The following is a 26,750-nucleotide window of genomic DNA, read 5'->3' on the forward strand; positions in this document are numbered from 1 at the left end:
ATTCAAAATATATTGGCTGGATAAAAAATCTGCGGTTGAGGGTGATTGTTGATGCAATGGTTCAAATGATCTTTCTGCGTTTTTTTCCGGGTTATTTTACAGTCAATTATTTTTGAAATATCAGCGCCTGATAATTTATTTTTTTATAGCGACTATGGCGTTGCCAGCTGTTTCATTAATAACATGCTGCGTAAAGTTTTCCAACTGTGCTGAGGGTAAACTGATGCTCAGTGTAACGGCGGTAGCGTAATCCACCTGCAAGATTTTTCCGTCAAATTGATTGGCCAGATGGCGGATTTTGGTCTCGCGTGAAAAATCTACCGAAACATTAATTTGCACACTGGGCGTTACCTGCAATAGAGAGGCAATACTAACCGCATCGGAAACCGCTGCAGAATAAGCCCGGACTAATCCACCCGCACCCAACTTCACTCCACCAAAATAACGCACCACGACGGCGAGTGAATTGCCAACCTCGCGCTCGGTGAGTACGTGCAGCATGGGTTTTCCAGCGGTGCCGGATGGTTCGCCATCATCGCTAAATGCTTGTGTTTGCGGTTGTCGTGTATTGCCAATCACATAGGCCCAGCACACATGATTCGCATCCGGATATTGTTTGCGGTAATGCTCAATATGCGCCATGGCTTCTTCGCGTGAAGTTACCGGGTGCAAAAATGTTAGAAATTCGCTGTTCTTTTCTTCGGTACAGGATTCAATGGTAGCTGCGAGAATAGTGTAAGACATAGTCTGCAATTTAGTTCGTTGTGATCGATAGTGATTATTTATTGGCTGCACGGAATTGGCGAGCCAAATCCACAAATGCGCGCAGGTAATCAATCGACATATCCGGTTCGCGAATACCCAGGAAAATATTTTTATGGATACCTTGTTTGCCGAGGCGTAGCGGCACTACATCCAGTTTGCTTGCGTATTCTTCTACCAGCCAACGCGGTAATGCGGTCACGCCGCGCCCGCTCGCCACCATTTGCATCATGATGTCTGTTGTTTCAATAGGTTTGTGGCGTTTCGGGCTGACACCGGCGGGCGATAAAAACTGGTTGTAAATATCCAGCCGCTCAATACTTACCGGATAGGTGATTAATACTTCGTTGCTTAATTGTGTTGGCTCAACATAAGTAGTTTTTGCGAGTGGGTGGGTGCTGTTCACTACCAGCACTTGCTCGTAATCAAATACCGGTTCGTAATGCAAACCCGGTTTGTAGAGTGGATCCGGTGTTACCAATAAATCAATTTCATAACCAAACAGCGCGCCCAATCCGCCGAATTGAAATTTTTGTTTAACATCCACGTCTACATCCGGCCACGCGGATAAAAATGGCGAAACCAATTTCAGTAACCATTGATAGCACGGGTGGCATTCCATTCCGATACGCAACGCGCCGCGTTCGCCTTCTGCGTACTGGCGTATGCGCTCCGCGGCGTGATCAAGTTGCGGTAACACGCGGTTGGCAACTGCTAATAAATATTGCCCGGCCTGGGTGAGTTTCAGGCTGCGGCCTTCGCGCAGCCAGATATCCGTCCCCAGGTTCTGTTCCAGTTTTTTGATGGTGTGGCTCAATGCAGATTGGGTGAGGTGCAATTTTTCAGCGGCGGCGGTAAGCGACCCCTGGCGGTCAACTTCGCGGACTACGGCTAAATGGATTCTTTCCAGCATGTAGGATTACTCATAAACCTATTTATGAAAAAAACTAATCATTTTTTGAAAAAATACCATTTTTTATCATGAATAGACAGCCTGCGCAGGTTCCTTGTTAGTGGAGACATTGCAATGGTACTCATCCATAACCCAAGTTTTCTCACTATTAAAGGTTATATCTGAATTATTTTACAAATGTTAATAATTATTTATTGAAAACAATTATCATTATGAATACATTGCGCACCACTCTATATATCCGTTATTTAAGGTGCCTCTATGCCTACAAAAAAATACCTCGCTATCGTTATTAGCGCTTTATGTTGGGCCGCTCTTCCCGAGGCCAGCATGGCGCAAATCACGGCTGAAAAAGCCCCTGTAAAAGGCAAAAAGGCTAACCCGGTGGTAGAGGAAATCCTGGTTCAGGGAAGTTACACCACCCAATCCATGAATGGTGCCACTGGCCTGGATATGACCCTGCGTGAGACCCCACAAACCGTCACTATCGTGACCAGCCAGATGATCGAAGATAAAGGTCTGGTGGACATGGAACAGGTGCTCGACCATGTTCCCGGTGTGAGCAAATCGGGCGATGCGTCCGAATACAGTGTGATGTATGTGCGCGGTTTCCAACTGGATACCGGTGTGCAGGTCGATGGAATGATTACGACACCGGCTAACTCTACATATTCCGGCGATACCAGCCAGAGTATCGATCCTATCCTGGCTGAGCGTATTGAAATATTAAAAGGTGCCGCTGGTATTCTGGGCGGGCAGGGCGAGCCATCGGCGACAGTGAATATGATTCGCAAACGTCCGACGACCGACTTTAAAGCATCCTTAATGGGATCGTTAGGTAGTTGGGATACTTACCGTACTGAGGGCGATATTTCCGGTCCATTGAATGAATCCGGCAGTGTACGCGGGCGTTTCATTGGTTCCTACATGGATGGCGACTCCTATATCGACCGTTACTCGCGCGATAAATCCGTGGTGTATGGCATCATCGAAACCGATCTCACACCGGATACCCTGGCCTCGGTCGCAATCGATAAAACCAAAGTGAATTCGCGCGGTGTTTACAACTGGAGTTCCAACCCGGCGTTTTATACCGATGGCACCCTGATTGATCACGATGTTTCTTTCTCGACTGGCCACGAATGGGCGCATCGTTTTATTGAACAGTGGAGCATTACCCCTTACATCAAACATGATTTTAGCGATAGCTGGAGCGTGAAAGCGATTTACCGTTTCGCGAAGGCAACCCAGGATGTGAGTAATGCCAGCTTTGGTGCTTATGTGGATAAAGCGACGGGCAATTTAGTTGATCCATGGACAACTCCTTACGCACTCTATTCTGATCGCACCTCTGACACTGAAAGTTTCAACATAGTGGCTAACGGCGAGTTCGGGCTTTTGGGGCGCGACCACGACGTAGTATTTGGTTACAGCTACAGCAGCAACGAATTTGGTTTGTTGTTTGATTATGCCGATATGCCGGTTTACAACCTCAATCATCCTCATGCCGATGCCCCCGACTACTCAGGTCCGTCGTCTCCCTATGGACTATCCAGATCGATTGAGGAAGGTGAGCAATCCGGTATTTATGGAACTGTGCGTTTTAATCTCGCTGATCCATTGAAATTTATGCTCGGTGGCCGCGTTAGCGACTGGAGTTACCTCAACACTGATTTGATTAACAAAACGATAGTGAGCACTTCTGAAAACAACGTGGTTATCCCCTACACTGGCCTTGTGTATGACGTAAATAGTTTCCTCTCGCTCTACGCCAGTTACACCGGTATTTTCCTGCCCGTTCAACAATACGGCGCCGATGGAAATGTATTGGACCCAACAGAAGGTACTAACACCGAAGCCGGCATCAAAATGGCGTTCTTTGATAACGAGCTTAATATTTCCGCAGCGGTGTATCGCGCAAATAAAGACAATGTTGCCGAGTATGCCAATGCAGGTAAGTTGCCTAATGGGACCTTGATTTATAAGAGTATCGATGGTGTAAAAACTGACGGTTACGAAGTTGAAATTTCCGGGGCGTTAACCGAGCGCTGGAATATCAGTGGTGGCTACACCGATAACAAAGCAGAAGATAAAGAGGGCAACCCTCGCCAGACTTATCTACCCACCAGGCAATTTAAAATCACTAATAGTTATTCCCTCAGTAATGGTTTAACGGTCGGTGCGAGTGCGCGCTGGCAAAATTATTCTTATGGCGATGCCACTATTCCTGCGGCAATCAGTTCAACCGGAAAAGCAATCTATGTTAAGCAAGAGCAACCGTCTTATTGGTTGGTAGATGTGATGGGGCGTTACGAAATTACCGATTCGCTGTCGGTGTCGCTCAACATCGATAACCTGTTCGACGAAATTTACAACCGCTCCATGTGGGGCTATTCCGATTTTGGTGATACCCGTAGCGCAACCGCAGCAGTGAGGTACAAATTCTAAAAATAGATTACTGCTGAATTTTTAGAAAATGCCGCTCTTGATGAGCGGCTTTTTTTTAAGAAATATGAGTTCCACCCTTGGCAATAAATGCATTTATGGCGGAAATTTATAAGCGTTTTTTTAACCTTAAAATGTTTCAATAATCGGGCAACCCGGAGAACAATGGGGACGGCTGTTGCACTTTTAATATTGTTCTATTAAGAAAAGAAGCGGTTGGAATTAATACGGTATTAATAAAATGACCCATAATTTGTTTTTACATTTTTCTTAAAGGACCTTGTGATGAAAAAAATTAATATCCCTTTTAATTATTTTGAGGCAGCAACACGCTGGTTTGGTCGCAGTGCAGACAAACTTGATCACATCGAACGGTCGGCACTGGAGCATGTGATAAAACACCAGGCCATGACCGAAGACCCTACGCGTAAACTGGATCAGTCGGCGACGCTTGGGGAGCGCCTTGCGGATCGGGTGGCGGCATTTGGTGGTTCCTGGTTGTTTATCGGGTTATTTGGCGGCTTTATGATTTCCTGGGCAATTCTGAATACCGAAATTCTGGGGAAAACCGCCTTTGATCCCTATCCTTATGTGTTTTTAAATCTGGTGCTATCAATGTTGGCCGCTGTACAAGCCCCTGTCATTTTAATGAGCCAAAATCGGCAATCAGCAAAAGACCGTCAAATCACCATGCACGATTATGAGGTGAACCTGAAGGCGGAAATCGAAATTATGGCATTGCACGATAAATTGGATGCGCTCAGGGGAGAGCACCTCACTGACATTATTAACCAGCAACAAAAGCAAATAGAGCTTTTGACCCAATTGCTGCAATCGGAAAAGCGACAGGGGGAAATATAAGGAACATGGATAAGGATGGACATAAACACTTCTTTCCCAAACTTTCATTGCCTTTAAAACTTTACTTGACTTAAAATGAGAAAAATTATCATTTGATAATCTTTGCGCACCTGTTAAGTTATCAGATTCGGAGCTGATGGCGTATTGCCGGGATCATTATGTCTACATCAACACTTTCAACCCGCCACGTGATTGCACGTATCGGCGCCGGCGTCCTCGGCGGTTATGCGTTTGTGTGGGGCTTCATCGCCCTTGGGTTGGCCGGATTTTACGCGGTGGGACTGCCATTTCACGATGCTGAAGCCCTGTCTAATATCCTCGGGTTTTTACTGTTCCTCGTTGTATTTTTATGGGCGTTTGCTGCATCCAATTTGAAACGGGTGTGGATGATATTGGTTGGTGGCGGTTTGCTAATGACCGGTATCGGCGCCCTGATCCAGCAATCGCTGCTCTAGGGGGGCTTCCATGTTCCAGAATTTCCGTTTGTCGATGGCGTGGTTACATACCTGGTTCGGCCTGGTATTGGGCTTTGTGCTGATGGCAGTATTTTTCTTCGGTGCGCTGTCGGTATTTGACCGCGAGATAGACCGCTGGGCAATTCCGGAATCGCGTTTTGAACCGCAACCGATGCCATCGTTCGACACTTTGCTCAAACCTGTTTTTGAGGGTATGCAACCGAGCAAGGAAAGTATCGACTTCGCGCGTGACAAAGTGAATGGCCCGATGCCGGAGCGTTTTGACACGATAGTTACCTGGGGCGCTTACACCACCCACCGCGATCCGGTACTCACAATTTTTGCCGGTTATGAGGTACCCAATGCGAAAGAGCCGGATGTGACCGTCTGGGGGAATCGCACTATTGATCCGCGCACGGGCGTGGCATTTCCTGATGATCAGCTCAAAATCGGCAGCGGCTTTTTCTATCCACTGCATTACAGCCTCCATTTTCACTGGGCAAATCTAGGCTACTGGATTGTAGGCTTCGCCTCGTTGGTTATGTTGGCGGCGCTGGTGAGCGGTGTGGTTATGCATCGCAAAATATTCCGCGAGTTATTTACCTTTCGCCCGAAGAAAAGCACCCAGCGCAGCACGCTGGATTTGCACAACCTTACCGGTGTCGTTGCACTGCCATTTCACTTTTTCTTTGCCTTTACCGGGCTGGTGATTTTTGCCGGCATCTATTTTCCGGTGTCCCACACCCAAATGAAGCCATTGCACGATCAACATGAAGTGATCGAGGCACAGGAAACCGGTTTGCCACATGACCGCGCTGGCGTACCTGCACCGATTGCCTCGGTGGATGCCATGGTGGTGGAAGCGCAGCGCCGCTGGGCGGAGCGTGGTATGGGGGGCGATGTTGGCTTCCTTACCCTGCGCCACGTGGGTGATACCAATGGTTATGTGAGTATCTATCGCGCTGGTACGGATCGTATTGCCCTGACCGGCCAGGGAATCCACTTCAAAGCCAGCACTGGTGAAGTACTGCGCGAAGACCTGCCTCCAACGGCAGTTGAAAGTATTAACGAATTCCTGACCGGCCTGCATTTACAGCATTTCCGTCATTGGATGCTGCGTTGGTTGTACGTATTGGGTGGCCTTGCGGGTTGTGTGTGTATCGCGACCGGGTTTATTTTCTTTGTCGAAAAACGCAAACGCCAATATGCGAAAGAGGGCAGCCAGAATGGCCGCATCGTCGATGCGCTCGCGGTTACTACCGTGACCGGTATGCTGCTGGCAACCTTGGGAATCCTGATTGCCAACCGTTTGCTGCCAGCCAGTTTGCCTTTTGGATGGCCCGGCCGTGGCGATCTGGAAGAGTACTTTTTCTGGGGTACCTGGGTGGTGGCCATGGCCCATGCGTTCTTACGTAGCGCGCCGGTAGTGCAAGGAGAAATCAACCCGGCATGGCGTGAGCAATGTTTGGCATTGGCCGTACTTGCACCGGTGACTGTAATACTGAACTGGGTAACGACGGGCGATCATCTGCTGAAAACGCTGGGTGAGGGGTATTGGCCGGTGGCAGGTCTGGATCTATCGATCCTTGTTGGGGGTGTATTAGCGTTGATCGCTGCACGCCATTTACGCCGTAGGGAGCAAGGCGCTCCGGTGCAGGGGGCAACAGATTTTGCCGGGGCAGGGGTACAACATGGTTAATTTGTTACTCGCTGCCGCTACGCTATTGTGTGTTCTGGGTTGTGCATGGTTAGCCCTGGCGATGGATGTGCACTGGAAACAAGTGCGCACTGATCAACCTTCCGAAAGCACTGCAAAAGTGCTGCGCCTGTTGGGTAGTTTGTCGTTGTTTGCTTCATTGGTGTTGTGCCTGTTTACCGATCACGCGTCTATGGCGTCATTGGTATGGGTGATGTTGCTGGCGGCAGCAACTTTGATAGTTGCCTTCACTTTTAGCTGGCGTCCACGGCTGTTTTCTGTATTGATCTTTTGGGCAAAAGCAGCCAGCTAGGCTGCTGCTTGCTGTTTTGACCTGATTAACGCCCCACCATTTTCCCCGGCACCACCCACTCATCAAATTGTTCGCCAGTAACATAACCGAGCGCGAGTGCGGATTCACGTAAACTCGTGCCTTCTTTGTGGGCTTTCTTGGCGATTTGTGCGGCTTTATCGTAACCAATGTGCGTGTTCAATGCGGTAACCAACATCAGTGAACGCTCCACCAATTCATTGATGCGCGCGCGATTTGGCTCAATGCCAACTGCACAATGATCGTTAAAACTCACCATGCCATCGGCCAGCAAGCGCACGCTTTGCAAAAAGTTATGTGCAATCATCGGACGAAATACGTTGAGTTCAAAATTACCCGATGCACCACCGATATTAATCGCCACATCGTTACCCATTACTTGCGCGGCTAACATCGTTAATGCTTCGCTTTGGGTGGGATTTACTTTGCCCGGCATAATTGACGAACCGGGTTCATTTTCCGGGATACTGATTTCACCGATTCCGCTGCGCGGGCCGCTCGCCAGCCAACGCACATCGTTGGCGATTTTCATCAAACTGGCGGCGAGTGTTTTCAACGAACCGTGGGCATGGACCAATGCATCGCATGACGCCAGCGCTTCAAATTTATTCGGCGCAGTAACGAACGGCAAATGGGTCAGTTGTGCGAGTTCAGCCGCAACTTGTTCCGCATAACCTTTGGGCGCATTCAATCCGGTTCCAACGGCAGTGCCGCCCAATGCTAATTCGCTTAAGTGGGGTAATGCAGCGCGAACATGTTGTTCGCCATGATGCAATTGCGCGACCCAACCGGAAATTTCCTGGCCTAACGTCAGTGGAGTTGCGTCTTGCAAATGGGTGCGGCCAATCTTGACGATGTCATCAAACTCGCGCGCTTTGTTTTCCAATGTCGCACGCAATTTTGCGATTGCTGGCAATAAATGATTGGTGAGTGCCTCAACAGCTGCGACGTGCATCGCCGTGGGGAAAACATCGTTACTGGATTGGCTGCGATTGACATCGTCGTTGGGATGCACCAGGCGTTCATCACCGCGCGGACCGCCGAGTATTTCGCTTGCGCGATTGGCTATCACTTCATTCATATTCATATTGGTTTGCGTACCGGAACCGGTTTGCCACACCACTAACGGAAATTCATCGGAATGTTTTCCTGCGATCACTTCATCCGCCGCAGCAATAATTGCATCGGTTTTTTTGCTGTCTTGTAAACCCAGTGCGCAATTTATTTTTGCAGAGGCGCGCTTCACTTGCGCTAGCGCGCGAATAATTTCCAGTGGTTGACGCTCGCCCGAGATAGCAAAGTTCTGCAACGAGCGTTGTGTTTGCGCACCCCATAAACGGTCAGCGGGAACATCAATGGGACCAAAGGTATCGCGTTCACTTCGTGTTTTCATAATGGGACCTTATTGATTGCGGCGAAGACGGGGCGCGCTCCATAGATCTGACCGGACGGGGTAGCAGGAGTTGCATGGTGACCCTCTCCAGATTGGGCAGCACAAAGTGGCAACTATAAACCAAATAAAATCTTTATCAAATGTTAATGAAAGTCATTATCATTTGGTGTAATGTGGCGCACCGTTCAGCTTGCTTCTCGCCCGTCTCCCGGATTCCGGATCTTACAGGCATGTTCCATTAACGGTAGCAGGCATGAAGGCCAATAACATTCATTTAATTGGGGAATATTCATGCGCCAACAGTCTCATCGCAGATTGCACCAACTTCATCCGCTTACGCATGCATTATGTAATGCCGGCCTCAGTTTATTGCTGGCGACCAGCCCACTGGCCCTGGCAGATACCGTACAGGAAGCCGCGCAAACAACCAACGAAGTCGCAGAAGCTAAACGCTTGAACGCTGTGAAAGTAACGGCTGATGCTGCCGACGGTGGTGCTGAAAATGGTTATCGCACGGAAGACGTGTCATCTGTCGGCCCATGGCAGGGCCGGAACCTCCAGGATACTCCTTACGCGGTGAACGTTATTACCGAGGAGTTGATCGAGAACCTGCAAGCCACGACACCCGACCAGATTTATCGCGTTAACCCGACCACCCAGCTCATAAGGGCGCAACACGAGAACAACCAGCCGCGCATTATGATGCGTGGATTTTCAGTGCAGCGTTCCTATCGCGATGGTGTGCCGGATGATCAGTACAACCACAGCGCGACTATGGAAGATGCCGCGCGCGTTGAAATCCTGAATGGCCTCTCGGGGTTTATGTACGGCGCGAACAATGTAGGCGGTGTTACCAATTATGTGACCAAGCACTCGACCGCCGAGCGCATGAACCAGTTAACCCTGAGTAGCCTCGGTGGGGAAAGCTGGAATGCCCATGGTGATTTTGGCGGCAAGTTTGATAGTGAAGGCAAATATGGCTATCGCGTAAACCTGGTGGAACAAGGTGGCGAAGGCAGTATCAAAAACCAGGCTGTCGAGAAAACCTTTTACAGCCTCGCATTCGACGGTTATTTGTTTGATGACTTCTGGGTGCAAGTCCATGGTATGGATTACACCTACGATGTGAACGGCTCGCAAACCTATTGGTATTTTGCCAACGGTGTAAAACGCCCTTCAGCAGACAGCATCGACAATGAGATTTCCTGGGGACAACCCTGGACCAACCGCTGGTACGATTACAACCGTTACGGCGCTAATCTGAAATGGAATATCAGCGAAAAGGTATCATTGCGCGGAGCCTATATTGATAACCGCGGCGCGCGCGGCGCGGAGAGTACCAGTAACACTATCGCTGCCAATGGTACCTACAGCCAGCAAATTTCCGGCGTGTACGCCCCGGGGCTGGATACCATCCTCAGTGACCAGAAGGATTCCGGTGCGGCACTGTATCTTGATGTGCTGTTGGACACTGGCGCAATCGCGCACAAACTCACGGCAGGTTACCAATACAGCGACAGCTTCCAATACCGGATGAACGGGGCCAGCGCTGCAAACATCAATCTCACTGGCTTGCCACTCTCATCGCCAACTTACATTCCGCGCCCGTCCGTTGTGGCACCGGTTAACCGGGGTGTTTTCACCCTCAGCAGTAACACTGAATACCGCAGCCTCATGATTGGCGATGACATCACTTTCAATGACCAATGGTCGACATTGCTCGGTGTTGCCAAAACCACCATCACCCAAAAAACCGGAGCCGGTTACGATGAGTCTGCGCTTACGCCATCGGTATCAATACTGTTCAAACCGATAGAAGCGATTACGACCTATGTAAGTTACATCGAAGGATTGGAAGCGGGGATTGTTGTGCCCGAGTTTTACAACAACACCGCTACAAAAGTCGTGAATGGCGGTGACGTTTTTGATCCATTAACCAGCGAGCAATTTGAAATAGGTGTGAAGGCCACCGTTGGCGAAATTGCGCTGGCTACCGCCTTATTTCGCATCGAAAAAGGATTGCAGTACTACATCAACGTTCCGGGTGCGCCAGAATTCGTGCAGAATGGTTTGCAAGTGCATGAGGGGATTGAGTTCACCGCTATCGGTAACCTGACGGAAAATTTGAATCTTATCGCTGGTTTCACCTGGCTTGACCCGGAAGTGAAACAGCAAAAACAAACACCGGCATTGGAAGGTAAAGCGCCAGTTGATGTTGCTGAACAAATTGTCAAAGCGCGCATTGAATATAAGGTTCCGGCTATACCCAACCTCAGCTTTTCAGCAGCAGCGAATTACAATGGCTCCAGTTACGGCGATGGCTTGAATAAGGATAAGGTTCCCGCCTACACCTTATTGGATATCGGCGCCCGTTATCAAACGGCGGTGGCGCAGCAGCTGGTTACCTTCCGCGCAGACGTGCACAACCTTACCAATGAGCACTACTGGAATGGTTTCAACGGTACGCGTATTGGTGATCCACGCACACTGGTGCTTTCTGTTACTACCGAGTTTTAACCAAACACTTGCTCTAGGGATGGAGTGACCGGAAAAATGTTATGCACTATTGCACGCGTTTTTTCGGCAATAGGATTGTCGGACTTTTTTATCGTTAACCCTCCCCTTTGAATCAGTGCGCGTAGCTAAGGGAGGATTAACGGATCAGGCCCTGCGTTCCTCCATGATTCCTTCCAGCAAATCCCCTTGCTGCTCCAACTCTTTATCAATGCCCAGTAACGCTGACAACTGCCGCGCATCCTGCGGCGCCCACAATTTATCGGTGTTATCGAAGTAACAAAAAATATCCAGGGATTCATGCAGGCGCACCCGCTTCCCAATTAATTTTGCGTCTTTGGGATGGCGGCCACGGCTCCAGGATTTAATGCGTTTATACCAATGTTCAATTGCTGTTTTGGAATAACCACTGCGATACAGTTCGGTATCACCATGTAAGCGCATATAGACAAAATCGCTGGTAACATCTTCTGCATAAGGCCAACGCCCGGCAGTATCGGCAACTACAAATGCAACGTTGTGATGGCGCAGCATCTTGATAAATTTTTCATTCACAAACGTCTCATTGCGAATCTCGACAGCGTGGCGGAGCTTGAAACTGCGCGGAAAATTTTTTGGCAATTCGAAATCGGGGTGATATTTGCGCGTATTTTTTACCGCCTCTGTCACTGTTTTGGGTAACAGGTCTAAAAACTGGCGAAATTTTTCTTCATCAAATTTAAAACTGGGCGGAAATTGCCACAGGATTGCGCCCAACTTTTCTTTCAATTCCAACAGGCCCGACGCAAAGAAATTTGCGATAGGCTCTTCCACATCATTTAACCGGCGAATATGGGTAATGTAACGCGGTGCCTTGACGCTGAATATGAAATTATCCGGAGTATCTGCATACCAGTTTGCATAGCGCTCAGGTGTTTGCAATGCGTAGAAAGAACCGTTGATCTCAATGCTGTTTACCGAGCGGGATGCAAAATAAAGTTCTTTTTTTTGCACTAAACCTTTGGGATAAAAGTTATCCCGCCATGGGGCGTAACGCCATCCGGAAATACCAATATGAAATTGACTCATAAATCCCCCCAAAAAAATCTCTTATTTAATAATTAATTATTGCCGGTCTGCTTCTTTTGTTCTTTATCAGCAGGTAGTTTTTGCGAATTTTGTTTTATCTCACCGGAATCGGCCACACCACCAGAAGGATAGGGTACTGTTGGCCTGTTAGGGCGCGGACCTGATACGGGTTGCGGATCATTAAAATCAGGTTCGTTGGTAATTTCCTTAATGTGCGGTTGATTGGGAATCATAACTACCTCCTCTGGCATGCAAGCTGCGAAATGAACATTTCTACTTTCACGCGATTATCATGCGATGGCATTGTTGTAAATAATAAATAACGTCCTCGTATGACCTGAATTTTGTGGAAAAAATTCCGTTCTATCGGCTTTTAAAGAAGACGTTTTTAATAAGCGTTAATAGGTGTTGATTTGCATGACGCATTTTCTAAAACGTGAACTTTTCCAATCATTTTTCAGTCAAGAATTTAATAGAACCTGTCACAACACCGTTTGCAATTTTTGCAAACATTGATGTTTTTGCAATGTGATATTTTTATAAGGGGGCGATATGGCGCGTGCAATTTGGAAAGGCGCAATCAGTTTTGGTTTGGTGCATATTCCGGTAGCCCTGGTTTCTGCAACATCTTCAAATTCTATTGATTTTGATTGGCTGGATAAACGCAGTATGGAACCGGTGGGATACAAACGAATTAATAAAGTAACCGGTAAGGAAATGAAGCAGGAAAATATTGTAAAGGGAATCCAATATGAAAAAGGGCATTATGTAGTACTGAGTGAAGAAGAGATTCGCGCCGCTCATCCTAAAACAACCCAGACAATCGATATTTTTTCCTTTGTCGACCAATCTGAAATTCCCATCACCCATATTGAAGTTCCTTACTACTTAAGCCCGGATAAACGTGGCGAAAAAGTATATGCGCTGCTAAGGCAGGCATTGGAAACCACCGGCAAGGTAGCACTCGCAAATGTAATCCTGCATACACGCCAACATTTGGCGGTATTAATGCCACTGGATGCGGCGCTGGTGTTAATCCTGTTACGTTGGTCCAACGAAGTGCGCAGTCTGGATACGCTTGAACTGGGGAAAGCGGTCACCCATCCGGAGTTGAAAAAAAGCGAAATCGATATGGCGAAACGATTAATCCAGGATATGAGCGCAACCTGGGAGCCAGATAAATACCAGGATAGCTTCCAGGAAAAAATAATGGCGCTGGTAGATAAAAAAGTCCACGAAGGGAAAATTGAAAATGTTGAGCCAATCGCAGCGGGAGAAGAGCGAAAAAGTGCTGACATCATCGATCTAACCGAGCTGCTCAAAAGAAGTCTTGGTGGTAAAACCGCAACGAAGGCCGCGAGGGTTTCATCTGCAAAAGTAAAACCTATTGACAAAGAAAAGCTTATTGACAAAGAAAAGCCTGTAGCTACTGCTAAAACGACCAGTGTAAAAAAAACGTCTGCGCAAAAAAAATCCGCTGCATCCAAAAAATCCGTTGCACCTGAAAAATCAACAACGACAAAAAATCCTGTTGTCAAATCCGCTACCAAACCTACACCCAAAAAATCCCCTGCGCCTGCCCGGCAAAGGAAATCTGCTTCCGGCTAAAAGGCGCTTATTAATAATCGGAGATTCCCATGGCCAAACCACTGCGTGAATATCATCGTAAACGCAATTTCGATGTAACAACCGAACCCCGGGGCGAAGATTTGCACGGAAAGAAAAAATCGCCCGCTCATGCGTTGCAATTTGTTATCCAAAAACATGATGCGCGGCGGTTGCATTATGATTTTCGCCTCGAGATGAATGGTACTTTATTGAGTTGGGCAATACCTAAAGGGCCGAGCCTGGACCCTAAAGATAAACGCCTCGCCGTGCACGTAGAAGATCACCCACTGGATTACGCCAGTTTTGAAGGGCATATTCCAGAGGGACATTATGGTGGTGGCGATGTTATTGTCTGGGACCGTGGGGTATGGGAGCCGGAAGGCAATCCGGCGGCAAGTTATAAAGCCGGTAAACTCAAATTCACCTTGATCGGTGAAAAATTGACAGGTGGTTGGACGTTGGTGCGCACGAATTTACGCGGCAGCGGTGATAAAGAGCAATGGTTACTCATAAAAGAGCGCGATGAAAGTGCACGTGCAGCGGAGGATTATGATGTAGTCGTAGAACTACCGCAAAGTGTTGTCAGCGGTGCATTGATCGATCCGGAAAAAAGGAAAAAAAATAAGGCATCTGTAACACAAAAAACGGCTACGAAAACTACTGCAAAAACCGGCGCAAATGCGAGCAGCGAAAATGCTAAAAAGAAAGCGAGCGCTCATTCCGCGAAATCGGCAGCTAACGCTGTAAATGCCATCTCACCCGCAAAAAAAACCACAAAAGAAATTACTTTGCCAGAAATGATTGCTCCGGAGTTGGCAACATTAGTCAGTGAACCGCCAGCGGGTGATTGGCTTTATGAAATCAAGTTTGATGGCTACCGGATTCTCAGCCGTATTGAAAATGGCGAAGTGAAATTAATTACGCGCAATGGGAATGATTGGACCGAACGCATGCCGCTGCAAGCCAAAGCCATTGCCGAACTCGGTTTAACCGATTCCTGGCTGGATGGTGAAGTGGTTGTCCTGAATGATGATGGCATTCCCGATTTCCAGAAATTGCAACGTGCGTTTGAAATAGGTCGCAGCCAGCAAATTCTTTATTATTTATTCGATGCACCTTTTTTAAATGGCGTGGATATGCGTGAACGGCCGGTAGAAGAACGCCGCGCAGCCTTGCAAAAAATTATTCCCGGCAAAGCGAAAAACCCGTTACGTTTTTCAGCTGCATTTTTGGCGGATCATCGCAACATTGTTGAAAGTGCCTGCTCCATGTCATTGGAAGGTGTTATCGGTAAGCGCGCTGGCAGCCCCTATTTATCGCGCCGCAGTCCGGATTGGATAAAACTTAAATGCCGTTTACGGCAGGAGTTCGTCATTATCGGGTATACAAAACCGCAAGGTAGCCGGACGGGATTTGGAGCATTGTTGTTGGGCGTTTATGCGCAACCCAAATCCTCTGAATTGTTATACGCGGGGCGTGTAGGCACCGGTTTTAATGACGCCAGCCTCAAACAGTGCCATAAAAAATTAACCGCATTGGAAACAACCAGCTCGCCGCTTACTACTCCGTTAAGCGGTGCATTGGCGCGCGGTGTTCATTGGGTGAAGCCGACGTTGGTCTGCGAAGTCGAATTTGCGGAATGGACGGGCGATAATATTTTGCGGCAAGCTGCGTTTATCGCTATGAGAACAGATAAACCCGCCAGGGAAATTATTCGCGAGCATGCCATCAAACCGCCAGTTGCTCCGCACGATGAAAATACCAAAAGCCCGAAAGCAAAATCAGTGAAAGCCGGCGCCGATAACCTTGCGGGTATCCCAATAAAAACACTCCATGGAAAAACGACCACTGCAAAAAACACGGGGGTAAAAAATGGCAGGGGTAAAACTACATCGGCTACTGTGGCGGATATAAAAATTACTCATCCCGAACGAATTATCGACAGTGAAAGCGGTGCTACCAAACTGGAACTGGCGCAATTTTATGAATACATCGCCCCCTGGCTGTTACCGCATATCCAGGATCGGCCGGTATCGCTATTGCGCGCACCACAAGGTGTCGGCGGCGAACAATTTTTTCAAAAGCATGCGGAGCATATGGCGATTCCGCATATGCATCATCTCGATCCATCCCTGGACCCAGGCCACGCTCGCCTTATGCAAATAGATACACCACAAGCGTTAGTGGGGGCGGCACAAATGGGAACTATTGAATTGCATACCTGGGGCTCAACCAGCGAAGACATTGAAACCCCGGAGCGAATTATTTTCGATCTGGACCCGGACCCGGTGCTGCCATGGCGCAGTATTACGGAGGCTGCAACCCTGACACTCGCGGTATTGGATGAGTTAAAACTGGATGCGTTTTTAAAAACCAGTGGCGGAAAAGGTTTGCATATTGTAGTTCCATTAGCGCGTAAATTCAGTTGGGATTATGTAAAGGAATTTTCCAAAGCGTTATCGCAATTTATGGCAAAGCAAATACCGGATCGCTTTGTGGCGAAGATGGGGCCACAAAACCGGGTTGGTAAATTATTTATTGATTATCTGCGTAACCAGCGTGGCGCAAGTACAGTGTGTGCGTATTCAGTTCGTGCCCGGCCAGGATTGCCGGTCTCTGTGCCCATTACTCGCGATGAAATAAAGAAACTCAAAGGGCCTGCGCAATGGCATATTGGCAATTTGGCCGCGCGTCTGGAAAAATTAAAAGCAGATCCATGGAAGGGGTACACAAACCAGCAAGAATTGACTGCCGCGATGTGGAAAAAACTGGGTGCTAAACCGCCACAATAAATGTGCCTTAACGGTGAGCAGTGCGTTTATAAGTGTATTCACGGAATTGATCGGATTCAAAATCAAAGCGGCCGGGATTTTTTTTGGCTTCTTCCATCCAGCCGCGATGCCATTCAACTGATCTCAGTGTATTAATCGTGGTGAAAGGATTAATACGATAGTGCATCCCGGCAAGAAATGCATTCCGCCCTGCGCTGCGAAGGTCATCGACAGAATTTTTTTGTTGTAATTGAATATCAACGGTTTCATTTCGCGAAGAGTTCAAACCAAACGTTTCAATCTGGCGACGCAAAAAACTGACCGCTGCCACGGTATGCTCCTGTAACGCGAATTCGAGAAGATCTATTTTAAATGGTTTGCAAATTCTCATTTCCATTCCCTGAACTTTGTTTCCGTTGGAATCAAGGGCGTAAATAGAAAAGTAATCATGGTCAATGAGATTGATAATGTGGATTTCAATTCTTTCATTATTAATCTCAATTATATCTGCAAGCATTGGTAATCCCTCATCGTTTGGGATTTCAATAAGATTTAAGCCGCCTGTGCGAAGTCAACGTGAACAATACGAAATCAAATCAGTGTCGATGACAGGAAGGAGCTGTTATGTATGGAACAGGTTTATACGTAACCACTGGGGAGGATCGGAATGAAGTTAATCCTTTAACTTCCTGTCAAAAAAACATCCATGTTGCCAGTCCAATTGGGGCACATATGGTCAAGATTCCTACCGGGTTTCATCACATGCGGATGAACCAGAACTCCCTCCCGCATATAGCCATCGGTACATAGATACATACATACCTAATCATACGACGATTTTATTATTGCAATAACAAGGCCATGTTCGCCAAATGGCTTGCCCATCAGCATTTATGTGGCCACATTGGCATCTGTACATTAATTTTCTGCGCTAATTTCGATAAATTTTTGTAAAAACGACATTGTGCAGCACGCAACTTTACAGAGCCGAAGATGCAACACAATCTGCATGCGATGGTTTAACGCGTCATTAAACCCTATAACAATAATGAGACTAATTAGAATGAGACTGATCGGAATGAGACTAATTGGAATGACAGGTAAGGGGGAAAGGTATTACAGGAAGCGTGTATCGCATAAATAACCAAAAAATAATCAAATAATAACAAAGGAGCGATGAACACCTTTGTTATTAAATGGATCGCGTATGGATAGCGCTATTACGATAATTTCGCTAGCAACTCTTCTTTGCGCTGCGCGAGTTTGGCTCCCAGTTCTACCAAATCAAGCTTTGATTGTTTGACTTGTGGAAAAATCTCATTTTGTTCTTCCTTAACGTGATGTTGCACATATTCTGAAAGCACTTTGACTTTTGCATCGTACAAGTCGCTATTTGTTTCGGCATCTTCGATTTGAGCGATCAGATATTTCAATGTTTCGTGCTCAACTTTTGCTTCTGGCACCAGCGTTTTATCTTTCAATACCGGTTGTATTGCCGGATAAAATATTTCTTCTTCAATTTGCGCATGCACAGTCAATTCCTGGCAGATTTCCTGCACCAGCGCTTTCTTCCTGGATGATGAGCGTGCGGATTCAAATTGCTCAAAAAGCTCGCTAACATGTTTATGGTCTGCTCTTAGCAAACGTGTTGCTTCTTGAGCTTTACCGGCGGGGCTAAGTGGAACGATTTTTTTTGCTGAACTAGTCATGTTTTTCTCCAAAATAATAAACACGGTTGCATGATTAGGACGCCCTCATAGTAATAAAGTTTTATTTCAAATCAGTAAATAGCGGTATAACGCTTAAATTAATGATTGCTCGCCAGGAATTGATGATCGATACAGGCTTTTTCAATAGTTGTAGTGCGTCATTTTTGATTAGGTAAGTGCGGCGGAACTCAATGCGAATTTCCTTTGGGCATGGCTATTGAGGCCGATGATGGAGTAATCCTCCAGTAGTTTGTGGAGGCCATTACTGCCTGCCAAATAGGAATAAGCATAGGCACTAATGATCTAAATCCGGCGCAAAAAAATATGCTTAACTGCGTATTTTTGATCACTACACTTTAAACCGGATTTTGTAATTACTTTATATTGAGGAGCTGAACGTGGCTGTTAACGAGTTGGGAAGAAATTCATTGGCAAAGAATTCGTTTGTGAAAAAACTCATTTCATCACTGGGATTGTCTTTAGTGTTGTCACCGGTATTTTCTGCACATGCGGCACAGGAGATCCTGAATACATCCTACGATGTTTCCCGTGAGTTATTTGTGGCTATTAATCCGAAATTCCAGGGTTATTGGAAAGAAAAAACGGGCGAAGATATTAATATCCAGCAGTCCCATGCGGGTTCGTCGGCACAGGCTGCCGCGATACTACAAGGCTTAAAGGCTGATGTAGTAACCTTTAACCAATCCACCGATATTGATGTATTGCATGAGAAAGGAAAATTTGTGAGCCCGGATTGGCGAAAAAAGTTTCCTAATAATGCGTCACCTTTTTATTCAACTACCGCCTTCCTGGTGCGCAAAGGTAATCCGAAAAATATTAAAGATTGGGATGACCTGGCCCGTAAGGATGTAAAACTGGTATTCCCTAATCCAAAAACCTCGGGCAATGCCCGTTACACTTACCTCGCCGCCTGGATTTATGCTCACAATGCGTTTAATGGGGATGAGAAAAAAATCAAGGATTTTGTGAGTAAAGTACTAGGAAACGTAGTGGTATTCGATACCGGTGGCCGCGGTGCTACCACCTCATTTGTGGACCGCGCGCAGGGTGATGTATTGCTCACATTTGAATCGGAAGTCAATTTGATTCGCAAGGAATACGGTTCCGATAAATACGATATCGTCGTTCCCAAAATCAGTGTGCTGGCTGAATTCCCGGTTGCTGTAGTCGATTCTGTTGTTAAGGAGAAAGGTACTGAAAAAGTAGCGACTGAATATTTGAATTACTTATATTCACCTGCAGCACAAGCTATTTTGGCCAGCTATTTTTACCGTGTCCACGATGAACAGGTAAAAGCCGATTACGCCAAACAATTTCCGGAACTTAAACTGGTGAGTGTTGAATCGATATTTGGCTCATGGAAAGACGTCAACGACAAGCACTTTGTAACAAGTGGCATCCTTGACCAACTATTACGGCAAGCAAAGAAACAATGATTGTTGCGATCATTGCACCGTAATCATTTCAAAAAATAGTTGATGATGAATAATCTGTGACGAAATCTACCCGCGTACTTCCCGGTTTTACGCTCAGCCTCGGGCTGGGCGTATTTTATTTAAGTATTATCGTTTTACTGCCAGCGATCACACTGGTAATGCAATCACTGCAGATTACCTGGGATAAGTTTGTTTTCTATATTACTGACCCGCGTTTGTTGTCCAGCTTTCGCGTGACATTCCTGGCGGCGGGGATCGCGACATTTTTTAACCTGTTATTGGGGTTGCTACTTGCCTGGATTCTGGTTCGTTACCAATTTCCCGGGAAAAAGCTGATTGATACATTGATTGATTTGCCCTTTGCATTACCCACTGCTGTAGCCGGGTTAACACTCTCGGCATTGTTTGCGGAAAACGGCTGGATAGGGCAATGGCTGGTGCCGTTTGATATTAAAATTTCCTATACTTTTTGCGGCATTATCATCGCGATGATTTTCACCAGTATCCCGTTTGTTATAAGAACCTTGCAGCCGGTCCTGGAAGATTTATCCCCTGAATTTGAAGAGGCAGCGGAAACCCTTGGGGCAACCAGGAGGCAGGTTTTCTTGCGGATTATTTTGCCCCATATTACGCCGGCGTTGATGATCGGTGTCGCCTTGTCTTTTGTACGCAGCCTGGGTGAATTTGGTGCGGTCATATTTATTGCCGGCAATATGCCGTATGAAACGGAAGTTGTATCGCTAATGATTTTTACTTATATCGGCGAATACAATTATCCGGCGGCATCGGCAGTTGCGATGCTTATTTTAATCACTTCATTGCTGTTATTGCTAATCGTCCAGCTGTTACAAAATTATTATGGGAAACGCCTTAAGCGTTAACTTTTAATTATTACCATGCGGCGTCAACTTTTATCACACTATGCAAACCTACATCGCACAAAAGCCCGGAACGGGCGGTAAGGTATTAATTGGTTTAGGGATATTTTTTGTATTCCTGTTACTGATTTTGCCGTTGGCATTAATTTTTGTGGCTGCCTTTCGCGGTGGTTGGGAGTTATTTGCCAGCAATTTACTCGATAAAGATATGCTTGCCGCAATCCGCTTAACCTTGTGGGTGGCGTTGCTGACAGTACCTGTTAATTTGGTTTTCGGCACGTTGATCGCATGGTGTGTTACCAAATTCCAATTCATGGGCCGCAAATTACTCATCGCATTTATTGATGCGCCTTACGCGATTTCTCCCGTTGTTGCCGGGTTATGTTACCTGCTGCTTTATGGCAACCAAAGCTGGTTGGGTGGATGGTTGAATGAGCAGGGCATTCAAATTATTTTTGCATGGCCAGTCATTGTGTTGGTTACGATTTTTGTTACCAGCCCTTATGTTGCGCGGGAATTAATTCCACTAATGGAAGCGCAGGGTTCTGAAGAAGAGGAAGCGGCGATGGTGTTAGGTGCAAATGGTTTGCGTATGTTTTTACGGGTTACCTTGCCGAATATCAAATGGGCTTTACTTTACGGTACTGTATTAACCACCGCGCGCGCAGTAGGTGAGTTTGGTTCGGTTGCCGTAGTCTCCGGTGCAATCCGTGGTCACACCAATACCTTGCCACTCCATGTGCAACTACTGCAACAGGATTACAACAGTATAGGTGCCTTCACTGCTGCGTTATTACTTGCATCCATTGCGCTCCTGACTTTAATCCTGAAGACACTGTTTGAATTTTTCCAGAACAGGAAGTTATCGGGTTCAGCTCATTAGGGTTCCGGCAAACATTCACTGGAAAAATAAACAGCCAACCGGTATTCAAATCGGCGTTGTAAGTATTACGCGGGAATTATTAATCGATTGGTTGCTGCCGGTCTCATAATAGGTCGGGTTTGGCCAGGCGTAATTCGGTCGGGACTCGTTTGTTATCCAGTACAAAGACGCGGTTATTTGCTGACCGCAGTTTTGTTAACTCATGGGCGAAATACGATTGGAATAATTTATCCATAGAGCCATCGCTTTTGGCTTTGATAAGGCCTTTTTCAACACGTTGGGCAAGCTCGGGGTAGCGAATACTGACCTGGAATAAAACCGGAAACGGATAGTAAATTAAAATTCCTGGCGCAACGGTAACGTCTTGCGAGTACTTGCCAAATTTTTGAATGAAATTCTCGACCTCAATGGTGCTCAACGGAATGTAATCAATTCGTCCCGCTGCCAGCATGGCGAACAACTTATAATAATCTGCTTCATCGTTCACTTGGTAACCATTGGAACGATAAATGAAAACATCTTCCCAATCCTTGCCTTGGCCCGCGACTAATTTTTGTAATTGCGATTCCTGCGTTATAGCGTTGAATTTTTCCAGGTCGTTTTTGCGGATAACCAAACGGCGATAACCCAATAGCCCATGCAGAATGGGAATTTTTACCGCGATGCGTTTATCACGTTTTATTTCCGAGGGAACTGTGTCAGTAGTCCAATTGGGTGTGGCCTCAATATTAATCAAATTGCCACGGCTAACTTCACGGCTGGCCCGCAACGAGGTAATTTTTTGATCGACACGTATTAATTGATAATCACCGTAAGTATTACGTGTTTTTTCCAGCGCAAGTTTCAATAATTCAAATTGATATTGGTCGCGAGTTGGGCTTGCACCCAAATCCCATTATCGGTAGACCATAGGTGATCCATCATCGGCGCGGCTGTTAGCGGAGAACAAAAAGAGTAACACGAGGGCAATGACGGAATAGCGATATGAGCAGTGTGTCGGGTTTTCCATCGCGGGACTCCAGGATACTGATCAACGCGTTTAACGGAGAGAGGACTGATTATCTGATTCTAGCAGCCTGATTTCCCGCTTCATATCCCGGGTACAGAAGGTTAACAAAAAATGACGCAACTTGAAATTTTATATCGAAAAAAACCTCGCAGGGATCTGTTTGTATAGGCTTGTTATCCATGCGAGGTTTACCAGGGCTTGTGTGTTACTGTCTTGAGCCAAAATGCCTTATCAGGTCAGGTCAATATTGCAATCAAAATAATGACCGGAATAGGGACACCGAGAAACCACAGTAATAAAGAACGCATAATTACTCTCCTTTGTTAAATGGAAAATTATAAATCGCGTTGGCGGCCACCGAAGGTAGCAAGCCAGCTGGCAGTAAATGCACCGATTAACAATGAAATAAATAACCAGAGCGAAATATACGCAGTTGCTTTGCGAGCTTCATCAGCTGCTTTTTTTGCAGCGGCTTCGGTCTCACGCAATTTTGTTTGCCACAGGTTATAAGTTTCTTTCACTCTTTGCTCCGCTTCCGGCTGGCTAAGGCTGGTGTGTGCAGCAACAATCTGGCCGAGGTACCGGGCATCATTTTCCGGGAGTGCATTATTTCGCAGGGCATTAATAAATATGCGTGCTACCTCTGCGTTTGCAGCATGTTCATTACGTGGCGGTGGCAAGGGTAAAGTTGGGGATGCGGCAGCGTTTGGATCAGTTACATTGGTCGGGGCAGTAGTTGGCGCGGCACTGGCTGGTCTGCGAAATAAAGTATCAATAAAATAACCTGTTGATTCACCGTGCAAGCCAAACCGGTCACCGAATTCACTGGAGCTTGCGCCCGCAACGGCAGCTGATGTTGCTACACCATTTGCAACGCTCGCGCCGGCTTTAATTCCTCCGCCAACCACAGTTGCGATAGTTGTGGTGAGTAAGCCTGCGGTTAATAAAGTGGCGACTGCCCACGCAAGGAAGCCATGCGCAGTATCGCGAAAATAAATTTCGTCGCGATCTGTTGATGAGGCCCAGCGTGTCCGTAAGCGACCTGCCAAATAACCACCAAGACCGCTTGCAGCAAGTGAAGTTAGGGTGATCCACAGGATTCCGGAGATTCCCAGTGTTTTTGCGCTCACACCATCGTTAGCCCACGGGGAGATTGAGCTAAAACCCAAACCCGATCCCAGTATCAACAGGATTAACGATAATGCGGCAGCACCTGCGGCGCCGGCAAAAATTGCGCCCCAGGATACAGCACTCGCAGAGTTATCTCCCCTGTTGGGGGAGGGCAGGATTACATCAGTTTTTTCATGAACTTCAATTGTTGTAGCCACGTTGATCTCCTTCATTTATTGGGACGATAAAAATTTTCCAGTTTTAAAATTATTTCGAAATCCGGTTAACATTTATCAAATGCCTGGTATTAAGCGCTTATGCTGCCTGGCCAACCAGAAAGCGCCTGGTTACCGTGTCTAATTCCGAGTCCAGCCACAGGGCTCGTGTTTCGGCATGATCCAGAATTTTTTGGCTGAGTTGCCTGGTGGTTTCATCGCCAGATGCTTCGGTTGCGGAAATCAGAATCTTGTAAGATCCAATCGCAAATTGATTGAAGGTGTGTAAAGCAAGAATTCCCTTAACAGGTTCATCACTCACAACGGTACCGGAAAAATTTTGCGCTCCAGCGAGTAACTTCCCAACGGTATCTTTAATAACAGAAGGCCCACTTCCCAATTGCTGGATGCGAATCGAAAGCAGTTTTTGGAATTCCCTGAAAAAATTTAATTCAGCGGTTAGTTTTGCACGCAATTCCGGATAATCCTTTAAGCGATCTGCTTGCCCGGAAAAAAGCTTCTCACCCTGTTCTTCCAAAGCATGCGCATCGCGCAACCAATCGCGAATATTTTCATTGCGGGAATCTGCCATTTTATTTCTCCTGACAAAATATGCTGTTGAATTACCACAATGCAATATGAATACCATCGACGTAATTACTTCATTTATCAGGGTTTTCCTGCGCTTAAGATGCCAATTAGAGCGTTGATGCGACTGGATGCAGGCTAAATGGCACTGGAAATGTGTAAATTTTGCAGAGTTTTGATGTGGTCGGCATGTTGGGAAGGGAATTTCACCAACGCGTTTTTCACCAGGGGCGGATTATGGAAGCTCCGTTGGCTGCCAAACTGTTGGGTGTTGATAAGAAGTGACACAAATAAATACGTACTTGCCTGTAATCCATTTAAATAAATTTATGCAGCAATGCAAAAGGTTGAATTATTTTTAATTTTATTGAAGTGTGGAGGATCTCTTAAGTCGGCTTTTAGTAATTGTTTTCTGTTTGTTGGCAATCATTGGTGAGTTGTATTTTATGCTTCGCCCAACATAAAAACCGATCATTTCTGACCGGTTTTTATTACAGTATTGTTTTTATTACATCAACTTTTTTATTGGCAACTGCGCACCAATGTCCAGGCCTGGGTCCAGGCCCAGCCAGTTCCCGGTGAATAAGCTGCGCCACCCAACGAACACCATCCCCCTACGCTGCAACGGTATTCACTGCCGCCATTTTGTACCAATGCACCTGCCGCATAACTGGTGCCACTGGCAAAAACGGGTGATGTGCAATTACCGCTGACAGACGTTGATGATGCGCTACTGGATGATGGCACTGCGCTTCTGGAGGAACTGCTGGCGGAGCTAACCCTGATGACTGAAGATTGGCTGGATGTTGTTTCGCTGCATGGCCCCATGTCTGACCAGTAATTATATTGGCCGGAGGTTTCCGCAGGATTATTTCCCTGGGTCCAATAGTTCGCCGAATAACGTCTGCCATTGTAGATAACTTCCTGCCGCGCGTTGTATTGCGTGCTGGCATTCCAGGTCGATAAATTTACACAGGCGTTATCGCTAATGCTGGATGAGGAGCGCGACGTTGTGGTAATGCTGGAACTGGAACTGCTGGATGCGACGGAGCTTGATGAATTGGTATCAGGTGAGTAAATCACATCCACACATTGGTAAAAACCTTCCGGCGCATCTGCCTTGTCACGTTGCCACACGCTATAAACAATATGTCGCCCTGTACGCGCTGGCAGTGTGACTACATGAGTCGACGTGGCTTCATTACCTGCGCGTCCCGATTGGTGAATCTGTTCCAGGTCGGACCACTTCAATGGTTGTAACGGATTAAAACCCTGCTTGGTGATGTAATAGCGGAAATAAGTGGTTCTGTGTTGCGCCGTATTAGTCCAGATAAACGCGCGTGGCCCGGCCGAAACCTGCGTCGCCGGCCAATCATTTCTGGCAAGATCCAGCCCACCAAAATCACCATGGCCCGCACTGCATAATTTGCCATCGGGAATTAATGCCTGGTGATTATTATCAGCACCAATCACATTAATTGACCAAGGCTCATAAATAGCGGCGTTGCCCGCTGCAAATGCTGCTTTACACGCAGCATTGCGCGGAGTTTCCGGACTGGGGCCATCATCGCGACACGCTACCGCGCGCCCTTTCGGGCTGGAAACATATCCATGTGCGCTAACATCGATGGCACCGAGCATCATGGATGCCCCGGCTAATAGCGAGAATACTTTCACTATATTCTTGCGAAAAACGTCAGGTTGATTATTCATTATTTTTATCCTCTTTTCCTTTCGGACGATTGAATGTCATTGCATTTACATGCATCTGCAAATGCGGTTTGTGCGCATAAGATTGCCATTCTCCTACAAGGCAATTAACGTTTTACATCGTCATTAATTTGCAACATCAGCGGGGTTACAACAGAAAGGCGCGCTTATTGCGCAATCGCAGTCTACGAGGGCAATAACTAAATGGCGAGTTTGACTTTTGGGTTTTACGTTCGACTTTTAGTATAGGGGCGCGTAATAATTCAAAAAAAATTCATTATAATAATTTTCGCGACATAAGTTTTTATTGGAAATGTTAAATATCTTAATCGGAGAGTTGCTTAATTGTTGTTCAGATTATTTGAAATCTGCTA

At 46.7% G+C, this 26,750-nt stretch carries 22 protein-coding genes; 11 read left to right on the forward strand and 11 right to left on the reverse strand.

Annotated elements, in window-relative coordinates; translation table 11 throughout:
* Positions 1–135 precede the first annotated feature (135 nt).
* On the reverse strand, positions 136–744 hold the full coding sequence (locus tag A596_RS21065; RefSeq protein WP_039918642.1) for a YigZ family protein: 609 nt from the start codon (positions 742–744) through the stop codon (positions 136–138).
* A gap of 34 nt (positions 745–778) precedes the next feature.
* The gene (locus tag A596_RS21070) at positions 779–1,675 is read right to left on the reverse strand and encodes a LysR family transcriptional regulator (RefSeq protein WP_039918644.1); all 897 of its coding nucleotides are present in this window, start codon (positions 1,673–1,675) and stop codon (positions 779–781) included.
* A gap of 261 nt (positions 1,676–1,936) precedes the next feature.
* Here A596_RS21070 and A596_RS21075 point away from each other — a divergent pair, with 261 nt between their 5' ends.
* The 5 genes from A596_RS21075 (at position 1,937) to A596_RS21095 (ending at position 7,445) form a co-directional block, all read left to right on the forward strand.
* A complete protein-coding gene (locus A596_RS21075; protein WP_039918645.1) occupies positions 1,937–4,123 on the forward strand; it encodes a TonB-dependent siderophore receptor in 2,187 nt (728 codons plus the stop codon).
* Between the two features lie 282 nt (positions 4,124–4,405).
* The gene (locus tag A596_RS21080) at positions 4,406–4,981 is read left to right on the forward strand and encodes a DUF1003 domain-containing protein (RefSeq protein ID WP_039918647.1); all 576 of its coding nucleotides are present in this window, start codon (positions 4,406–4,408) and stop codon (positions 4,979–4,981) included.
* 158 nt (positions 4,982–5,139) lie between these two features.
* On the forward strand, positions 5,140–5,436 hold the full coding sequence (locus tag A596_RS21085; protein ID WP_039918649.1) for a hypothetical protein: 297 nt from the start codon (positions 5,140–5,142) through the stop codon (positions 5,434–5,436).
* Between the two features lie 10 nt (positions 5,437–5,446).
* The gene (locus A596_RS21090) at positions 5,447–7,135 is read left to right on the forward strand and encodes a PepSY-associated TM helix domain-containing protein (RefSeq protein ID WP_039918650.1); all 1,689 of its coding nucleotides are present in this window, start codon (positions 5,447–5,449) and stop codon (positions 7,133–7,135) included.
* Positions 7,128–7,445 (forward strand): DUF3325 domain-containing protein, encoded by a 318-nt coding sequence (locus A596_RS21095; protein ID WP_039918652.1) that lies wholly within the window; start codon positions 7,128–7,130, stop codon positions 7,443–7,445. Before A596_RS21090 ends, A596_RS21095 begins: the two co-directional genes overlap by 8 nt.
* 25 nt (positions 7,446–7,470) lie before the next feature.
* On the opposite strand, the gene fumC is transcribed toward A596_RS21095, so the two are convergent.
* Entirely contained in the window at positions 7,471–8,856 is a 1,386-nt protein-coding gene (gene fumC, locus A596_RS21100) for a class II fumarate hydratase (RefSeq protein WP_039918654.1), read from the reverse strand.
* A 291-nt stretch (positions 8,857–9,147) separates the two neighbouring features.
* On the opposite strand from fumC, the gene A596_RS21105 reads away from it, so the two are divergent.
* Positions 9,148–11,373, forward strand: coding sequence for a TonB-dependent siderophore receptor (locus A596_RS21105; RefSeq protein WP_039918656.1), 2,226 nt, complete (start codon positions 9,148–9,150; stop codon positions 11,371–11,373).
* 144 nt (positions 11,374–11,517) lie between these two features.
* Here the strand turns inward: A596_RS21105 and A596_RS21110 are convergent, their stop codons facing one another.
* Both A596_RS21110 and A596_RS21115 read right to left on the reverse strand, forming a co-directional pair.
* Positions 11,518–12,438 carry a DUF72 domain-containing protein gene (locus A596_RS21110; protein WP_039918657.1) on the reverse strand — a complete coding sequence of 307 codons (921 nt, stop codon included), beginning with the start codon at positions 12,436–12,438 and terminating at the stop codon, positions 11,518–11,520.
* Between the two features lie 32 nt (positions 12,439–12,470).
* Entirely contained in the window at positions 12,471–12,671 is a 201-nt protein-coding gene (locus tag A596_RS21115; RefSeq protein ID WP_039918659.1) for a hypothetical protein, read from the reverse strand.
* A 319-nt stretch (positions 12,672–12,990) separates the two neighbouring features.
* On the opposite strand from A596_RS21115, the gene ku reads away from it, so the two are divergent.
* Both ku and ligD read left to right on the forward strand, forming a co-directional pair.
* The gene (gene ku, locus A596_RS21120) at positions 12,991–14,046 is read left to right on the forward strand and encodes a non-homologous end joining protein Ku (protein WP_084128760.1); all 1,056 of its coding nucleotides are present in this window, start codon (positions 12,991–12,993) and stop codon (positions 14,044–14,046) included.
* A 29-nt stretch (positions 14,047–14,075) separates the two neighbouring features.
* Positions 14,076–16,838 (forward strand): DNA ligase D, encoded by a 2,763-nt coding sequence (ligD, locus tag A596_RS21125; protein WP_039918661.1) that lies wholly within the window; start codon positions 14,076–14,078, stop codon positions 16,836–16,838.
* A gap of 7 nt (positions 16,839–16,845) precedes the next feature.
* On the opposite strand, the gene A596_RS21130 is transcribed toward ligD, so the two are convergent.
* Complete coding sequence (locus A596_RS21130) at positions 16,846–17,334, reverse strand: hypothetical protein (protein ID WP_039918663.1); 489 nt, start codon at positions 17,332–17,334, stop codon at positions 16,846–16,848.
* Between the two features lie 703 nt (positions 17,335–18,037).
* Positions 18,038–18,526, reverse strand: a complete 489-nt coding sequence (locus tag A596_RS21140) for a hemerythrin domain-containing protein (RefSeq protein ID WP_039918667.1) — start codon at positions 18,524–18,526, stop codon at positions 18,038–18,040.
* Between the two features lie 398 nt (positions 18,527–18,924).
* Between A596_RS21140 and cysP the strand changes: the two genes are divergently transcribed.
* From cysP to cysW, 3 genes are read left to right on the forward strand one after another with little or no spacing between them, the layout of a single operon-like run.
* The gene (gene cysP, locus A596_RS21145; protein ID WP_326979758.1) at positions 18,925–19,983 is read left to right on the forward strand and encodes a thiosulfate ABC transporter substrate-binding protein CysP; all 1,059 of its coding nucleotides are present in this window, start codon (positions 18,925–18,927) and stop codon (positions 19,981–19,983) included.
* Between the two features lie 56 nt (positions 19,984–20,039).
* Positions 20,040–20,864 (forward strand): sulfate ABC transporter permease subunit CysT, encoded by an 825-nt coding sequence (gene cysT, locus A596_RS21150; protein WP_039918669.1) that lies wholly within the window; start codon positions 20,040–20,042, stop codon positions 20,862–20,864.
* A 40-nt stretch (positions 20,865–20,904) separates the two neighbouring features.
* Positions 20,905–21,744 carry a sulfate ABC transporter permease subunit CysW gene (cysW, locus tag A596_RS21155; protein ID WP_039918671.1) on the forward strand — a complete coding sequence of 280 codons (840 nt, stop codon included), beginning with the start codon at positions 20,905–20,907 and terminating at the stop codon, positions 21,742–21,744.
* Between the two features lie 103 nt (positions 21,745–21,847).
* Here cysW and A596_RS21160 read toward each other — a convergent pair whose 3' ends face one another.
* The 4 genes from A596_RS21160 to A596_RS21175 form a co-directional block, all read right to left on the reverse strand.
* A complete protein-coding gene (locus tag A596_RS21160) occupies positions 21,848–22,633 on the reverse strand; it encodes a type 2 periplasmic-binding domain-containing protein (protein WP_039918673.1) in 786 nt (261 codons plus the stop codon).
* Between the two features lie 455 nt (positions 22,634–23,088).
* Entirely contained in the window at positions 23,089–24,081 is a 993-nt protein-coding gene (locus A596_RS21165) for a hypothetical protein (protein ID WP_200882987.1), read from the reverse strand.
* A 97-nt stretch (positions 24,082–24,178) separates the two neighbouring features.
* Entirely contained in the window at positions 24,179–24,670 is a 492-nt protein-coding gene (locus A596_RS21170; RefSeq protein WP_039918675.1) for a DUF892 family protein, read from the reverse strand.
* A 518-nt stretch (positions 24,671–25,188) separates the two neighbouring features.
* Positions 25,189–26,379, reverse strand: coding sequence for a lytic polysaccharide monooxygenase (locus A596_RS21175; protein WP_052417769.1), 1,191 nt, complete (start codon positions 26,377–26,379; stop codon positions 25,189–25,191).
* Positions 26,380–26,750 lie beyond the last annotated feature (371 nt).

Source organism: Cellvibrio mixtus subsp. mixtus J3-8, from assembly GCF_000766945.1.
Lineage (GTDB): Bacteria > Pseudomonadota > Gammaproteobacteria > Pseudomonadales > Cellvibrionaceae > Cellvibrio > Cellvibrio mixtus_A.

What these genes read in the sequence shown, in the direction of transcription:
- A596_RS21065 (WP_039918642.1), bottom strand. Translation starts at nt 744, where the DNA reads ATGTCTTACACTATTCTCGCAGCTACCATTGAATCCTGTACCGAAGAA.
- A596_RS21070 (WP_039918644.1), bottom strand. Translation starts at nt 1,675, where the DNA reads ATGCTGGAAAGAATCCATTTAGCCGTAGTCCGCGAAGTTGACCGCCAG.
- A596_RS21075 (WP_039918645.1), top strand. Translation starts at nt 1,937, where the DNA reads ATGCCTACAAAAAAATACCTCGCTATCGTTATTAGCGCTTTATGTTGG.
- A596_RS21080 (WP_039918647.1), top strand. Translation starts at nt 4,406, where the DNA reads ATGAAAAAAATTAATATCCCTTTTAATTATTTTGAGGCAGCAACACGC.
- A596_RS21085 (WP_039918649.1), top strand. Translation starts at nt 5,140, where the DNA reads ATGTCTACATCAACACTTTCAACCCGCCACGTGATTGCACGTATCGGC.
- A596_RS21090 (WP_039918650.1), top strand. Translation starts at nt 5,447, where the DNA reads ATGTTCCAGAATTTCCGTTTGTCGATGGCGTGGTTACATACCTGGTTC.
- A596_RS21095 (WP_039918652.1), top strand. Translation starts at nt 7,128, where the DNA reads ATGGTTAATTTGTTACTCGCTGCCGCTACGCTATTGTGTGTTCTGGGT.
- fumC (WP_039918654.1), bottom strand. Translation starts at nt 8,856, where the DNA reads ATGAAAACACGAAGTGAACGCGATACCTTTGGTCCCATTGATGTTCCC.
- A596_RS21105 (WP_039918656.1), top strand. Translation starts at nt 9,148, where the DNA reads ATGCGCCAACAGTCTCATCGCAGATTGCACCAACTTCATCCGCTTACG.
- A596_RS21110 (WP_039918657.1), bottom strand. Translation starts at nt 12,438, where the DNA reads ATGAGTCAATTTCATATTGGTATTTCCGGATGGCGTTACGCCCCATGG.
- A596_RS21115 (WP_039918659.1), bottom strand. Translation starts at nt 12,671, where the DNA reads ATGATTCCCAATCAACCGCACATTAAGGAAATTACCAACGAACCTGAT.
- ku (WP_084128760.1), top strand. Translation starts at nt 12,991, where the DNA reads ATGGCGCGTGCAATTTGGAAAGGCGCAATCAGTTTTGGTTTGGTGCAT.
- ligD (WP_039918661.1), top strand. Translation starts at nt 14,076, where the DNA reads ATGGCCAAACCACTGCGTGAATATCATCGTAAACGCAATTTCGATGTA.
- A596_RS21130 (WP_039918663.1), bottom strand. Translation starts at nt 17,334, where the DNA reads ATGCTTGCAGATATAATTGAGATTAATAATGAAAGAATTGAAATCCAC.
- A596_RS21140 (WP_039918667.1), bottom strand. Translation starts at nt 18,526, where the DNA reads ATGACTAGTTCAGCAAAAAAAATCGTTCCACTTAGCCCCGCCGGTAAA.
- cysW (WP_039918671.1), top strand. Translation starts at nt 20,905, where the DNA reads ATGCAAACCTACATCGCACAAAAGCCCGGAACGGGCGGTAAGGTATTA.
- A596_RS21170 (WP_039918675.1), bottom strand. Translation starts at nt 24,670, where the DNA reads ATGGCAGATTCCCGCAATGAAAATATTCGCGATTGGTTGCGCGATGCG.
- A596_RS21175 (WP_052417769.1), bottom strand. Translation starts at nt 26,379, where the DNA reads ATGAATAATCAACCTGACGTTTTTCGCAAGAATATAGTGAAAGTATTC.